The organism is Lactobacillus iners DSM 13335 (genome assembly GCF_000160875.1).
GTDB classification, from domain to species: domain Bacteria; phylum Bacillota; class Bacilli; order Lactobacillales; family Lactobacillaceae; genus Lactobacillus; species Lactobacillus iners.
This window is the reverse complement of the sequence record NZ_GG700805.1, coordinates 432,133-445,270: the sequence shown is the minus strand read 5'-3', so window position 1 is coordinate 445,270 and position 13,138 is coordinate 432,133. Positions and strand designations below refer to the sequence as shown.

The following is a 13,138-nucleotide window of genomic DNA, read 5'->3' as shown; positions in this document are numbered from 1 at the left end:
TCCTAAATGCTATATATGTTCCACACTAGATTTATACATTATATTTTTTTGTTTCATACGTGTTGTCCAATCGGGATATTGCACAAACTCAGTTATAGTTTCCAAGCCATGAAATATAGTATCTGGCATTGCACCATATACAAGGACAACTTTAGGCTCAAGCTCATCTAGCATCGCAATCAAGCCTTCCCTAAAATACCTTTTAGATTCTGCTGTTCTAATTTGCCCATAAGTCCCAATTGACACGATGCTATGTTTGTCTACGCCCTGAAAAGCCACTTTTTCTCCCAATAATTCATCAGTATAAGTTCGCTCATCACCCCAACGGATATTAGGTATAACGTAAATCCCCTGTTTGCTTAAATAATAGCCAACTGCTCGATTCAAATAAATGCTTGCGATTTGCACACAAAGAGGTGCATCAATATAGAGAGAACAATCAGGAGAAATTACTCCGGGATATTGTTTTAGCTCTTCAACATAATCCTCCGTATGCGTCAAAATTTCTCTGAACTTAACGTCGTGTTCGTAAAAGCAAACAAAGTCTTGCTTATCACGGCTACGCTGCCTTCGTGAAAACGGTACAAGACCACTGGGTACAACAATATCCTTTGGAGCATCAATATGCGGTATTTCAAATTTTCCATCAAAGAATGCTGTTTCAATTAAGGAAACTCTGAAACCTTCATCTACGAGAGTTTCTATTTTAGACATTAGCATCTTCTCCTAACGCCGCTTCGGCATACTTCACGCAGCCGGAAAAGGTTAAATGTCTTAGCCATGTCAGGATATTTTTTCCCTAGATTCTTATAGCATTCCACAATCTCTCTGCTCTGTGTTTCAGCAGCTAGGTCATCAATAATCTCACTAATCCAAAAGAACTCATCTGCCGTGCATTGATTTTGCAAGTAATTTATAGTTGATGGTATATCTTCAGACAGTATTTGAATTTCTTCTTTGTCACACATTTCTACGCCATAATCATATTCATCATGCGTTTCATTGCGTCTTCTAATTACTTCTCTAATTTTTTGTACATCCATTATTTCTTACCTTTTTTCTTGAACTGTTGATTTGAATCGGAATCTTCAACAGTATCCTCAAGAAAATCCTCAGCACACTCTATGCAAAAATCTACGTGGTATCTCTTAGACTCTTCAGGAAATTTTCCCATCAAGCTTTTATAACACTCCATAAGCTCTCTGTTTCGTGTTTTTTCAGCGAGATCATCAATAATTTCGCTAATCCATACAAATTCATCTGCCGTACAATCATTTTTTAAGTACTCGATAGTTGATGGTATATCTTCAGCTAATATTTGAATTTCTTCTTTGCCACACATTTCTACGCCATAATCGTATTCGTCATGAGTTTCATTGCGTCTTCTAATTACTTCTCTAAACTTTTGTACATCCATTATTTCTTACCTCTTTTATTGAGCGGTTGATTTGAATCGAAATCTTTAACGGTATCCTCAAGAAAATCCTCAGCACACTCTATGCAAAAATCCACATGGTATCTCTTAGACTCTTCAGGAAACTTTCCCATCAAGCTTTTATAACACTCTACAAGCTCTCTGCTTCGCGTCTTTTCAGCCAGATCATCGATAATTTCGCTAATCCATACAAATTCATCTGCCGTGCACTCATTTTTTAAGTACTCGACAGTTGATGGTATATCTTCAGACAATATTTCGACTTCTTCCTTCCAACACATTTCTATACCATAGTCATATTCGATTTCAGTTTCATTGAGTTCCTTAAGCACTTCTCTAAATTTTTGTACATCCATTATTTCTTACCTCTTTTCTTGAACTGTTGATTTGAATCGGAATCTTCAACAGTATCCTCAAGAAAATCCTCAGCACACTCTATGCAAAAGCCAATGTAATATTCTTTAGTTTCTTCTGAGTATTTATTCATCAAATTTTTATAACACTCTACAAGCTCTCTGCTTCGCGTCTTTTCAGCCAGATCATCAATAATTTCGCTAATCCATACAAATTCATCTGCCGTACAATCATTTTTTAAGTACTCGATAGTTGATGGTATATCTTCAGCTAATATTTCAACTTCTTCCTTCCAACACATTTCTAGTCCGTAAGTATATTCACTGTGTGTCTCATCACGTCTTTTAAGCACTTCTTTAAATTTTTGTACATCCATTATTTCTTACCTCTTTTCTTACGCGGTTGATTTGAATCAGGAAAGATTGTGCCGATTTGACCGTGTGTTCGTATAACTCCCACACGCACGCCTTTCCAATTACCAAATACAATAACTCCATCTTTCACATGCTTATTTCCTTTTAAATTAGCAACATGTTCACCTGCATGTTTAATGTCTTTGGTTGTCCAGCTAGCCGGAAACCACGCTTGATTAGTACCCTTTTTCTTCTTAGTGTCTTTATGCCGTGGCACATATCCAACTCTTACGCCATTGGGATATGTTTTCACAATATGATACTCAATACCGTATTTATCCAGTTCTTTAAGTCCTGTTTGCCCGTGACCGCCAGATTTTAATCGGATATGGTTATCCTTCTGTGGCTTAGTATATGCTCCTTCATTAGAATGAACGACAGCAAATTGACTCGCTGAACCAGCGGCTCCTCGCGTATTTAAAACTCGTCCGCTTTTAGTTGTGCCCATTTACTTCACCCTTCACTGTATGTGTACGGTGAAGAGCTTTATTTGTATTTAATTTCACCATATATCACGCCTTTCTACCCGTTCTTAAAACGTGTGTTATTTTCTAATTTTTCTTGTAATTACTTAGTAGGCGTGATAAAATATTCACTGCTTAGTTGGGTGTTTTATAACGCCTACATAAAACGCTTTTGAATTGCTCCAACAATTTAGAAGCGTTTTAATTTATCTACACATTCATAACTTTCTCCCCCCTGTCTGTCAACTCATAAAACCAAAATGCTATCGGATCAATATTTTTTATAAATTCTTTTTCGTAGCTCAAGAGCTTATTTCCAAGTTTTTTCTTACGATTTGCAATATTTGCACTTGCATTGCACGCAGCTTGAAAACTTACACCGCAAAATGCCACAATCTCATTGGGTGATTCTATCCCCTTCAACATGAGGTAAGCGGTTGGGCACATGAAATGCCTTGCAAAATAATCAGCTAAATCATCTTTCGAATCATCTTCATCTTCGCAAATATAATGCCCAATTTCATGAAAAACAGAAAGACGAATTGAACCTTCTGATTCAAACGTATCGTTGTAATAAATTGTTGGTGGATTTTCTTTGGACTCTTTAACAAAGAATGCGTGATTTGATTTCTTTTGCAACAGCTTTTTAGCTTCATCGGAAAAAGCAGAATAAGGAACAAGAGCTATTTTCATCTTCCGGCAAAGATCTTTTTCATCAATGGGAAATGCTTTGATATTGTAATCAACATATATTGAATAAATCAACTTATCCAATTTGTCATACTCAATTCCGTTTCTATACATCCGCTTTACTCCCGAGAAGTAGTGCAATTAGCTCATTTTTTTCTTCAGGTGTTAGCTCCCCACCTTTCCTGGCAATAGCCGTGGAAATTGTTTTATATGCACTTGCTTCACTCTCTTCCCCATCATCAAGTAGATAGTCAGTTGCAACGCCAAACGCTTTAGCAAAATTAACTACAACATCTAGTCGTGGTCTACGATCACTTCGAAGATACCTAGAAACCGAACTTTCTGTAATACCGCTTAATTGCGATAACTGTTTTTGATTAATACCTCTATCGTTCATTAAGTTTTTTACCTTTTCCTGCCAGCTCATACTAATTCCTCCTTTTATATTTGCAATTATATATTGCATTTTGGCAATTGTCAATTCAGATCCAAAAGCTCGTTTACTACAAATATCTTTCTCTTGTGAGACTTAACACCTCTACTTTTTAGCCTTTTAATAATACCACCGATACTTAATCTTTTAAGATTGGCTTAATAGCCTTATTTTTTTGCATAAAAATAGCCTAGAAAGTATTATCCCTAGGCTTGATTTTCAACATTTCAAATGCTCATGCTCTTTTGACTTTTACGTTTATTCGTTGAAGAGTTGAAGATACGCAGAGTTTAACAATTAGCATTTTTATAACTGGCATACAAATATGATGTAAGAGTAGTAATCATTGCTATAGCGAACATCAGAGGTATTACTACATGTACTGGAAACAAATGTAACAAGACAGATAGGATACTCAGCACTATGATTGACGCGATTCTCGTCATCATAGATGCAAGTGACGTTAAGGTACTGAGGGCTTTTTCCGTAAGATTTTGGCGTAGTTGCGCATTGATATCATTAGAAACAACCCAAAATATGGCAACAAATATACTATACGCAAATATTTGTATGTATATATTTACTGGCATTAGTAACAACACGATACAAAATACTGTTGTGCATAATACGTAAGGCAATATTGATGCCAATTTGTAACGAGCCAATATTCCACGCATGGAAACGAATGAAACGACAAATGACACTGACTGAAATAGTACGTAGAGAAGACCTAAATAGTGTTGTTTCATGCCAATTTCCAAGAAGAATGATTGCCAAAATTGAAAGTGTGATTGGAAAAATATTTGTGTTGTGGCAAGTGTGCAAAAATAAATGCCCACATTTTTGTTGTCAATAAGTTCACGAACACCTTCCGTAAAAACGTGTTTGATTTTAGTAATAGATGCACTGTTGCCTTGTGGTATTGTGCCGATGTTTTTATCTGGGAAACATATAAAAATGATAACTATGCAAATTGTTGCCCCAAGAAGTGAAAACCAGTATAAAGAAAAACCTATTTGCTGATATATGAATGATCCGATAAAACCAGAAATAATCATGCATATCGTAGCAATCCTCGTATCAAGCCTTACTAAAGTGTCGACCATTTTTGCAGAAGATTCACCTGAATGATCATAGTGATCTCGTACACGTAAAATAATTTCATTACCAATAGTTCCAGAATCAAAAGCTACAGATACTCCATAAATAAACCATGCAATGGTCATAGCTTGAAGCCCATGTGCGAAGTAAACAATCAAGAAAAAAGCAATGATTAGAAACTTTGACCATAAATAGACAGTTCTTCTCGAAAATGCATCAGAGAGAATGCCACTAGGGATCTCGCACAACGCTACAGCAATACTGAATGCAATTTGTATGGTAGCAATGTCAGCGAAGGATAATCCTTTTTGAATGAGTAACGGTGTAAGAATCGCATGAGGAAGAGAGATTGAAAGCATGTAAATTGCTGCAACGGAGTAATATACAAATATGTTTCTCTGTAATGAGGTAGGTAGTGTGTGCATATTATTTTCCACAATATTTACACTTCCAGTCTTTTTCTACAGGCAGTTCATAACGTTTAAGTGTGCGTGTGTCAATCCCAATACGCTTATTGAACGATTGTACGCCTTCCTTATCACCTACAATATATGATATAATGTCACTCATTGCCATTGCAGAAGCAAGTGCATTATTCGTAAAGCTAGAAGGAGCTGAATAGTTACGGTTAACTAATTCATACAAATTATTTGTATCGGTTGCACTGTATTTTGCTTCCACATTTAATGTGTTACCACATAGCGGGCATGCATGATCGCGATCGTAGAGTGGACCTATAGCTGCAATATCATTGAAATATCCCACATTAATAAATGGGACTTCATATTTAGCAAAACATTTCGTAGTATCTTGTAGAATTCCTGCACTATCTGCAGACAATACACAGAACATTTTTCCTTCATTACTAGAAAGTATTTCTGATAAAGTTTGGTAAGAAGTCTTACTGGAATATGTTTCTATTTCAGCTTTGCAACCTCTTTCGCGTAAGGCCTTAGCAAGAATTTCAGTCTTCAGTTGCCCGATATCTGAAGTAGTGAATAAAAACTGTCTATTGAGGTTAGATTTTTCGATATGATCAAAATCTATTAAGACTATTTTCTTTACTGGGAGTGAAGAAACAGCATAAGAAATAAAATTACCAATACCTCCGCATCCAGCAATAATTATTGTATAATCTCCGAAAATTTTTTTCATATCAAACGTACGATTGAAAAGGCTGTCAAGGAAAAGTTGATTTTTAATATATAATTCTTCGCATTCAGAAAGATATGTATTAGTAGTTTTTATGAGAAAATTATGTCTAGTCAACCATTCAATATATTTCCACGAAAAATGATTATTATTTATATAAGTTTTTAATTCCTCTAAGCTCCTGCCTTGTAGACAAAAAGCTAGAATAGAAATATAGATATCAGCAGTTGGTCGATCAACAAATTCTTGATGTGTCCCTAGCCCCAGAATGCATTGCGTAGCACCTTTTTGTGAACGAAACGTTTTTGAAGTAAAAAACATAGAAACAAACCTCCTTAACGATAATAATTGTTAATAACAACACGACGAGAATTATTCATTCTCGTCGTGCCGGAAAAGATCCACTATAGATCATTATTGATTAGTAATTAGTTTGATGGAGTTACGTGCATTTTTATCATCTCTTTTCGTTATTTAAAATTAACCTTCGTCATTATACGCACCTTCAAATAAATCGCTTGCCTCAACAACTCCGAATGCAACGTCTCCATAGTAGAGCTTACCAGCCTGAGTAACATCTTTATCGACATTACTAACAATCTTAGAAAGATCAATAGGCCCATTGTCTTTTTTGTTTTTGACCAAAAATGCAATCCATCAGATATATATTTCTGTCAATCAAAAAATTCTACGTAAAAATAGAAAGAACTACGCTGTCTGTCCATCTGACGGATACCATATCAGTCTTTTTATGGATTGTCAACCTTTTATGCTAACTTTTTCCACCTTTTCTTTGCTCTAAAAGTTTCTGAGCTCGGTAAAAAGTGCTTATAGAAATAAGCAGCAGCAACGCATTAAATCTTTTAACGATAGCCCTCGCTAAACCCTGCTACATACCCCTTTGTTACCACTTTACTTTCATTGAGTTCTTGCTCTGAAGATTAACTGTGCACCATCTTAATAAACCTCTATAATTTCCTACATGCATCTTTCTATTAGGTATTTCAACCATTCATGAAATTGGAAAATTTCTTTAGCATGAAACTTTATACAGTTTTTTGCGTAGCGTATAATAAGTCTTTGGAAATTTTTACCTACCACTTTTTAATTTTGTTGCCTTTGTTTCTACATTGAAGTATATTATCAACAATAGGAGGTACAAACTTATGGATAAAAATGAAAATATTAATTTACCTACGAAGGTCACTATTACTTTAGATCTTGACAAATTATACAACGAACTAAAAGAAAATGGTTGGAAACCTGATCGTGTGGCTAAATACTACAAGCATTACATCCTTAAACATATTAACAAAGAAGATACTATTCTTGGGCCTGATGAAAGCGTGCGATATCTAATTGATCTGCTGACCACAATTTCATCCCGTCATTTCTTATCAATGATTGAACCAGGACCAGGTAAAGACGCTCTTATAAAACGTGTTATACACGAATATGAAAAATAACCCCCTTATTTTTTAAAGACAAAAGTCTAACTTTTTTTGGGGGGGCACATCACATTTACATCTGATAACTATTTCTTAGTTCTAAGTAATATTATTTATTCAACTCCTATGGAATTTAAAAAATCATTAAGTGTTTTTTCAAGTTCTTCGTTTTCTTTTACTAGTTTTATGCATTTTTTAGGAATGTAGCGTAATTTATTGGCTTCATCTCTTAAAATTATGAAATTTTTTTCTTCGCCTTTAGGGCAATTCTTGGGGTATAAAACTCCGTAGTGAGATTGATTTTTACTTAAGGTATTTCTTACTAGCATGATTTGTTTAATTTTTTCCCCTTTTATTACTCCCTTCAAAGCATCATGTGGGTGAAAATTACCTGTAGTTATATCTACGTTATAATTGTTAGAATGTATTTTAGCTTTTTTATAATTTTTTTGTTTACTTATGCGATTAAATAAATTATTACCTTCTTCATCATTTTCTTCATAATTTTTCAGACCTATTATATCCGTACTTGTATTTGGATTTAAATCATCTTCTGTAAGTCCAAAAGTATATGGCATTAAAAAAATTTTGTTATATTTAGTCTTGTAAATATCCACTTCATTTTCTAGATCTATTACCCACCAATATAAATTTTTGAATTTACCTTTTCCTCCACTCTTTCTAGCATTTTTTATTTTTTCTTTTAAATTATTGTTAACCATAATAAACTCTCTTTCTTTCCACATAAAAAGCGGGGGCAAATTGTGTGCATTTTTCATAGGATTTTACTGTCACTTTATTTTGCGTTGTTCACAGAATACTAGGAGTGTCACCACAGCACCGGACAAGATTGTAGCGACGGTGTTAATCTGTGTTCCAGGGCTCCAAGCATAGCTAATAACAGATAATTTCAGCACGCTGCATGCTATATACTCGCCAAAGAGAATAGTCAACAATGTAATTATAATAACTGTCGCATCCACGATAGCTATAACTTTTCTGCGGTACAAACAAGTAGTTGTTATTGCAACCAATAACTGAATCAACGCACCAACAACCCCGCACGCCATGAGAGCGTAGAATGGAGCATACAGAGCAGAGGTGTTAAACCAGAAGCGATAAACTAGTATTCCTAGGCCTGCTAGCACAGCTATTAGGGGTATTAGCTGTAGCCTATTCCCTTTAGCGGCGGACACGATAGTGTGTTCCTCTGTCATTTGAATCCTACCTCCGCCATTTCGTTTTACTGTAGATTTGTGTTTTATGATATTACTACCTCGAATTGATTACAATAATACGAGTATATATTATACACAAACTTCTTTGAATGTCAAAATGTCACAGTATAAGTAGACCACTGATGCTCCAGACGCTTTGCTAGGTTGGTTAGTTGCCGCATCTGATGGTGCGGTTCAACGCAATGATGGCAACGACGAGACGAAGCCAAACTTGGTTGCCTTTCTTCCATACCTACTCGTTCGTCCAGTCATTTTCTGATGATGCTTCGTAGCACGTGAGATGATTCAAGGGCTGATTAGCTGGGGGCATTTTAAGCTTTGTATAGAATAGTTTTTAGAATCTTGACTATCTTTAATTCCTGTTCTGAAATAGATTGTTAGGTCATATAGATGGGCTGATCTATCCTTATCAATTCTAGCAACCACTACATTATCAACAATAATTGCAAATGCTGGCCTGTTAAACGCTTTTATAATATCTCAATTTTCTAAAATTTTTATCAAAAAAGAAAGTTCTGGTGATTAATATAGCAATTATGAAAATACATCCTACAATATAGACTCTAAATTTGGCAATGGATTATAACTAAGTAAAAAAGAATTTATGAAAGATTTTGGTATCTTCATTCAAATGTCATCCATCTACTGTCCGTATTCAATTTATGAAAAGACGAAAAATGATATTGTACAGCATATTTTTAAATAAAAAAGAAGTAGATTAATTCCACTTCTTTAATACTATATTTTTATCATTTTTGAACACACAAGTAATTATCTATTTATGATTTTCTTTTAAGAAAGCAGCAATAGTTTTTCTTGATTCACTTTTTGCTTTATCATTGCCTTCAGTTGTTCCACCTGTTGCAATTCTAATTCTTCCTAGATTTAAAACACCATTGCCTGCAAATATATGCCCTGCTTCTTTATAAGAATAAATCTTTGCATTAGGGTTTTGCTCTTTTATTTTTTTTGCCATGGCAAAGCTATCCCACATCAAATCATCTTCGCCTACTATCATTAATATATTTGCCTTAACATTTTTGACCGGTATTAGTTTTTCTTGGCTTGAAGGGTCTTGTTCTATTGCACTTTTATAAGTTTCTTTATAACTAATAGGACTTTTAATCATAGTTGGAACAATAATATTTTTTAGAAATGAGCTAAAGGTTTAAGACCTGCTTAATAGTGCGTTACATTACAATTGTTCCAGTTGTTTAGCCTGATCTCTTCTAACGTAAATAACCGCGAGTATTTGAACTTCTTTTCTATTCTCATCAACCAAAAAGTAAATATAATAATTTTTTACGCGTATTTTTCTAAAACCAAGATTTCTCCACGGTTGCTCATCAATTGCTTTCACACGATAAGGCATCGTCTGTAAAGACGTCATTCCCTCCTTCAACAGCTCGAGCATTCTTTTAGCCACTATCGGCTCTTTTAACTCAGTGGCAATATATTCTCGAACAATCGCAAGATGCTCTTTCGCCTGACGAGTGACTTTTATCTTATACTCATCCATTAAAGACCTCGTTCAAGCTCTTCAAAAACATCATCTATCGGATAACTATCACCGCAAACCGCCTGATCATAGCCTTTAGCCATCAACGCGTTAAACGTTTTCTCATCCATATCATCTTGCACTGGAAGCGACTTGGGAATAGTAAGCGAAAACGGAATGCCGTTATTAAGAATGATTTGACGATAAAACATGTCAATAGCCGTAGCCCTAGAAATTCCAATTGTTTCCAAAATCTGCTCCGCCTGCTGCTTAATATTTTCTTGTATTCTCACATTCACATTCGCACTTTTAGTAACTGCCATATCAATTAACCTCCATGCCCATATCATAAAATACTATATCGCATATTGCAACACAATTTACATGAATAGGATTCCTCGACTGTCATATACGCTTTTTTGTATTTTAATTAAAATTGTATTATTTTATTAGCGATATCTTCTACAAATCGCTTATCGTGTTCCACAAATATGAGTGTAGGCTTTGCTTCTTTTATAATTTCCTCAATCTGTATTCTTGATATTACATCTATATAATTCAACGGCTCATCCCAAATAAATAAATGGGCTGGTTTCGACAAACTTAGGGCAATTAAAACTTTCTTTTTTTGTCCATCACTATAATCTATCATATCCATTTCAAATAATTCTCTTGCAAAATCTAATTTTCTTAGAATTGTTTTACATAATGTTTCATCAACATCTTGACTGTGAATATATTCATTTAGGCTACCTGATAAATTAGATGTATCCTGAGGAATATACGATATTTTTAAATTACTTGCTAATTTTATCTCACCTGTATACTCGTGATTTATACCTAATAGAATTTTAATCAAGGTTGATTTTCCACTACCATTTCTTCCACTAATAGCCACTATATCGCCTTGCTCTATCTCAAAGCTCAAATTACTTAGGATCTGTCTTTCTCCATAGTGTGCTGATAACTCGCTAACCGATATTAGGGGATTTTTGTGATGATGTAGCGGATGCAGTAATAGACTTTCCTTTATTTCGATATCTTTTAGTAAACTCTGCTTTTCTTCTATTGCCTTATTTTGTCTATGTTCTAAATTCTTGGACTTCTTCATCATCTTGGCTGACTGATGACCTATACGCCCTTTGTCTGGTTTTATCCCTGATACTTTTACACCATTTTTAGTATTCTCAATCTTATCAGACCAAATTTTACTTTGTCTTGCAGCTTCTTTTAAGCGTTTAATATCTTTTCTTAATTTCTCATTTTTACTGATTTCAAATTTGTCTTTCATCAATTTATTTTCATACCATGATGTAAAATTTCCCGATTGGACATCAATAGAATTCCTGTTAATAGAAATAACATGATTGATACATCCATCTAAAAAATTTCTATCATGAGAAATGAGCAAAAAACCTTTTTTACTTTTCAGATATTCACTTAAAATTTTTCTTCCGTTCATATCTAAATGGTTTGTTGGTTCATCAATAAGTAAAAAACCATCTTCTTTTGTAAACAAAATAGCTAAAAGGATTTTTGTTTGTTCCCCTTTAGAAAGAGTTTTAAATTCCCTATAAACAAGGTTCTCATCTACATTTAGCAAATTAAGTTCTCTAAATAACTTCCATTCTTCATCATCTGATATTAGTTCTTTATATAAATCAATCCCTAATTTTGAAGTATCGCTTATATTTGGTGGAAATTTAACAAATTCAACATCCTTGCTTATTTTACCTTGATAAGTCTCTTGATTTAACAGTAACTTAAATAGAGTTGATTTACCAATTCCATTTCTTCCTATCAATCCCGTTTTCCAGTTTGTATCAAAGGAAAACGATACATTTTCAAATATCGGTTTTACATATCCATAATATGAGAAAGTGAGGTTTTGAATTTTAATTGCTGACATAAAACGCCTCCCTAAATTATCATTTACCGCCTGGGTGCACCCTTTAACTTAATATCCTGTGCACTGTCGACATGTTTCCTCAAACAGCCAAAACACGCTCAAAAACCACAAGAACCCAGCCTAAAACAGCCATGCATTAAACCTTTTAAGATAGCACTCACTAAGCCTTGCTACACAAGGGCAAATTTGCACCCACCTAATTAGCCCTTGACATCAATACAACACTCTCACATGAGATTGAGTGAACGGGTAGTATATCTACACTTTTTAACAATAGGAAAATTATCGCAAAGGCATCATTTTATTTCTTAAACAATTCTGAATGTGTACCCAGCCTATATAACATCAATTACTTTTAAAAGACTATCCGTATTTTTATTTTGTTTCTTAGCTGATTTAAGGTCTTTTTTGAACTGGTTCGTAAATTTTACTTCATATCTCATAAATCAAGAGCCCCTTAAGATCTTCCATATTTCGATAACCCTTTACACTAGGATCAGACGCAATACGTCTACCTTCCTCAATAGCAGCAATCGTTGTATCATTCGGAGCCTCTAATTTAAGAGAAAAAGGAATCCCATTCTCACGAATAGTTGTTCGCAAAAAAAATGTTAATTGCTGTCGTCATATTAAGCCCTAGTTCTGAAAAAATCTTATCAGCTTGTTCTTTAATTTACTTATCTGTTCTGATATTTAAATTCGTAGTAGCCATATACGGTACCTCCCTTTTCTTTTATCATACTAAAATATTAGTTTATATTCAACACGTTGTCATTACAATACATGCAATTTAGGTCAACTAAAGCCATTTAATAATCTTTAATTCATATGATTGAATAAATTAGACTCTCTTGCCGATTGATTTAGTATTATGCTGTAAAATTGATTGTTTCAAAAAAGAGAGTTATAAGTAAAAGCTCACTCATCGCTATCAACACTTTTATAATAGCCCTCGCTAAGCCCTGCTGCACAAGGGCACATTTGCACCCGGCTAATCATCAAT

18 protein-coding genes and 1 pseudogene are annotated in these 13,138 nt (G+C 34.3%); 1 reads left to right on the top strand and 18 read right to left on the bottom strand.

The annotated features are described in order from the left end of the window. Nucleotides 1–9 precede the first annotated feature (9 nt). The 11 genes from HMPREF0520_RS04230 to HMPREF0520_RS06430 all read right to left on the bottom strand — a co-directional run bounded on the left by HMPREF0520_RS04230 (nt 10) and on the right by HMPREF0520_RS06430 (nt 6,687). Nucleotides 10–714, bottom strand: coding sequence for a DUF4417 domain-containing protein (locus tag HMPREF0520_RS04230; protein WP_010221664.1), 705 nt, complete (start codon nt 712–714; stop codon nt 10–12). Then, a complete protein-coding gene (locus tag HMPREF0520_RS04225) occupies nt 714–1,043 on the bottom strand; it encodes a hypothetical protein (RefSeq protein WP_006729684.1) in 330 nt (109 codons plus the stop codon). Before HMPREF0520_RS04225 ends, HMPREF0520_RS04230 begins: the two co-directional genes overlap by 1 nt. After that, nucleotides 1,043–1,417, bottom strand: coding sequence for a hypothetical protein (locus tag HMPREF0520_RS04220; protein WP_006729683.1), 375 nt, complete (start codon nt 1,415–1,417; stop codon nt 1,043–1,045). The genes HMPREF0520_RS04225 and HMPREF0520_RS04220 overlap by 1 nt, the downstream gene beginning before the upstream one ends. Continuing rightward, nucleotides 1,417–1,791, bottom strand: coding sequence for a hypothetical protein (locus HMPREF0520_RS04215; RefSeq protein WP_006729682.1), 375 nt, complete (start codon nt 1,789–1,791; stop codon nt 1,417–1,419). Before HMPREF0520_RS04215 ends, HMPREF0520_RS04220 begins: the two co-directional genes overlap by 1 nt. Next, entirely contained in the window at nt 1,791–2,165 is a 375-nt protein-coding gene (locus tag HMPREF0520_RS04210; RefSeq protein ID WP_006729681.1) for a hypothetical protein, read from the bottom strand. The genes HMPREF0520_RS04215 and HMPREF0520_RS04210 overlap by 1 nt, the downstream gene beginning before the upstream one ends. Further along, nucleotides 2,165–2,650: an EndoU domain-containing protein gene (locus tag HMPREF0520_RS04205; protein ID WP_006729680.1), complete on the bottom strand. Its 486-nt coding sequence runs from the start codon at nt 2,648–2,650 to the stop codon at nt 2,165–2,167. Before HMPREF0520_RS04205 ends, HMPREF0520_RS04210 begins: the two co-directional genes overlap by 1 nt. Nucleotides 2,651–2,876: 226 nt before the next feature. Then, nucleotides 2,877–3,470: an ImmA/IrrE family metallo-endopeptidase gene (locus HMPREF0520_RS04200; RefSeq protein ID WP_006729679.1), complete on the bottom strand. Its 594-nt coding sequence runs from the start codon at nt 3,468–3,470 to the stop codon at nt 2,877–2,879. After that, nucleotides 3,463–3,783 (bottom strand): helix-turn-helix domain-containing protein, encoded by a 321-nt coding sequence (locus HMPREF0520_RS04195; protein ID WP_006734332.1) that lies wholly within the window; start codon nt 3,781–3,783, stop codon nt 3,463–3,465. The genes HMPREF0520_RS04200 and HMPREF0520_RS04195 overlap by 8 nt, the downstream gene beginning before the upstream one ends. Nucleotides 3,784–4,079: 296 nt before the next feature. After that, nucleotides 4,080–5,330, bottom strand: a complete 1,251-nt coding sequence (locus HMPREF0520_RS04190) for an MFS transporter (RefSeq protein WP_050751949.1) — start codon at nt 5,328–5,330, stop codon at nt 4,080–4,082. Beyond that, entirely contained in the window at nt 5,317–6,363 is a 1,047-nt protein-coding gene (locus HMPREF0520_RS04185) for a ThiF family adenylyltransferase (protein WP_006729676.1), read from the bottom strand. Before HMPREF0520_RS04185 ends, HMPREF0520_RS04190 begins: the two co-directional genes overlap by 14 nt. A 159-nt stretch (nt 6,364–6,522) precedes the next feature. Further along, nucleotides 6,523–6,687 (bottom strand): hypothetical protein, encoded by a 165-nt coding sequence (locus tag HMPREF0520_RS06430; protein ID WP_006729675.1) that lies wholly within the window; start codon nt 6,685–6,687, stop codon nt 6,523–6,525. A 521-nt stretch (nt 6,688–7,208) separates the two neighbouring features. Between HMPREF0520_RS06430 and HMPREF0520_RS04180 the strand changes: the two genes are divergently transcribed. Further along, nucleotides 7,209–7,508: a hypothetical protein gene (locus HMPREF0520_RS04180; protein ID WP_006729674.1), complete on the top strand. Its 300-nt coding sequence runs from the start codon at nt 7,209–7,211 to the stop codon at nt 7,506–7,508. A gap of 95 nt (nt 7,509–7,603) precedes the next feature. Here HMPREF0520_RS04180 and HMPREF0520_RS04175 read toward each other — a convergent pair whose 3' ends face one another. The 7 genes and pseudogenes from HMPREF0520_RS04175 to HMPREF0520_RS06490 all read right to left on the bottom strand — a co-directional run bounded on the left by HMPREF0520_RS04175 (nt 7,604) and on the right by HMPREF0520_RS06490 (nt 12,738). Beyond that, the gene (locus HMPREF0520_RS04175) at nt 7,604–8,212 is read right to left on the bottom strand and encodes a hypothetical protein (protein WP_029327234.1); all 609 of its coding nucleotides are present in this window, start codon (nt 8,210–8,212) and stop codon (nt 7,604–7,606) included. A 69-nt stretch (nt 8,213–8,281) separates the two neighbouring features. After that, nucleotides 8,282–8,707: a hypothetical protein gene (locus tag HMPREF0520_RS06545; RefSeq protein ID WP_006729672.1), complete on the bottom strand. Its 426-nt coding sequence runs from the start codon at nt 8,705–8,707 to the stop codon at nt 8,282–8,284. Between the two features lie 796 nt (nt 8,708–9,503). Then, nucleotides 9,504–9,896 (bottom strand): annotated as a pseudogene (locus HMPREF0520_RS04165) (acyl-CoA thioester hydrolase/BAAT C-terminal domain-containing protein); the annotation flags it as partial. A 27-nt stretch (nt 9,897–9,923) separates the two neighbouring features. Next, a complete protein-coding gene (locus HMPREF0520_RS04160) occupies nt 9,924–10,247 on the bottom strand; it encodes a type II toxin-antitoxin system RelE/ParE family toxin (protein ID WP_006729670.1) in 324 nt (107 codons plus the stop codon). Then, complete coding sequence (locus tag HMPREF0520_RS04155) at nt 10,247–10,549, bottom strand: type II toxin-antitoxin system RelB/DinJ family antitoxin (protein WP_006735256.1); 303 nt, start codon at nt 10,547–10,549, stop codon at nt 10,247–10,249. Before HMPREF0520_RS04155 ends, HMPREF0520_RS04160 begins: the two co-directional genes overlap by 1 nt. Before the next feature lie 107 nt (nt 10,550–10,656). Continuing rightward, a complete protein-coding gene (locus HMPREF0520_RS04150) occupies nt 10,657–12,135 on the bottom strand; it encodes an Lsa family ABC-F type ribosomal protection protein (protein WP_006729668.1) in 1,479 nt (492 codons plus the stop codon). 432 nt (nt 12,136–12,567) lie between these two features. Next, complete coding sequence (locus HMPREF0520_RS06490; protein WP_006729667.1) at nt 12,568–12,738, bottom strand: hypothetical protein; 171 nt, start codon at nt 12,736–12,738, stop codon at nt 12,568–12,570. Between the last annotated feature and the right edge of the window lie 400 nt (nt 12,739–13,138).

Bases quoted from the DNA above. Each gene is read 5' to 3' on its own strand.
- HMPREF0520_RS04230 (WP_010221664.1), bottom strand. From the start codon at position 714: ATGTCTAAAATAGAAACTCTCGTAGATGAAGGTTTCAGAGTTTCCTTA.
- HMPREF0520_RS04225 (WP_006729684.1), bottom strand. From the start codon at position 1,043: ATGGATGTACAAAAAATTAGAGAAGTAATTAGAAGACGCAATGAAACG.
- HMPREF0520_RS04220 (WP_006729683.1), bottom strand. From the start codon at position 1,417: ATGGATGTACAAAAGTTTAGAGAAGTAATTAGAAGACGCAATGAAACT.
- HMPREF0520_RS04215 (WP_006729682.1), bottom strand. From the start codon at position 1,791: ATGGATGTACAAAAATTTAGAGAAGTGCTTAAGGAACTCAATGAAACT.
- HMPREF0520_RS04210 (WP_006729681.1), bottom strand. From the start codon at position 2,165: ATGGATGTACAAAAATTTAAAGAAGTGCTTAAAAGACGTGATGAGACA.
- HMPREF0520_RS04205 (WP_006729680.1), bottom strand. From the start codon at position 2,650: ATGGGCACAACTAAAAGCGGACGAGTTTTAAATACGCGAGGAGCCGCT.
- HMPREF0520_RS04200 (WP_006729679.1), bottom strand. From the start codon at position 3,470: ATGTATAGAAACGGAATTGAGTATGACAAATTGGATAAGTTGATTTAT.
- HMPREF0520_RS04195 (WP_006734332.1), bottom strand. From the start codon at position 3,783: ATGAGCTGGCAGGAAAAGGTAAAAAACTTAATGAACGATAGAGGTATT.
- HMPREF0520_RS04185 (WP_006729676.1), bottom strand. From the start codon at position 6,363: ATGTTTTTTACTTCAAAAACGTTTCGTTCACAAAAAGGTGCTACGCAA.
- HMPREF0520_RS04180 (WP_006729674.1), top strand. From the start codon at position 7,209: ATGGATAAAAATGAAAATATTAATTTACCTACGAAGGTCACTATTACT.
- HMPREF0520_RS04175 (WP_029327234.1), bottom strand. From the start codon at position 8,212: ATGGTTAACAATAATTTAAAAGAAAAAATAAAAAATGCTAGAAAGAGT.
- HMPREF0520_RS06545 (WP_006729672.1), bottom strand. From the start codon at position 8,707: ATGACAGAGGAACACACTATCGTGTCCGCCGCTAAAGGGAATAGGCTA.
- HMPREF0520_RS04160 (WP_006729670.1), bottom strand. From the start codon at position 10,247: ATGGATGAGTATAAGATAAAAGTCACTCGTCAGGCGAAAGAGCATCTT.
- HMPREF0520_RS04155 (WP_006735256.1), bottom strand. From the start codon at position 10,549: ATGGCAGTTACTAAAAGTGCGAATGTGAATGTGAGAATACAAGAAAAT.
- HMPREF0520_RS04150 (WP_006729668.1), bottom strand. From the start codon at position 12,135: ATGTCAGCAATTAAAATTCAAAACCTCACTTTCTCATATTATGGATAT.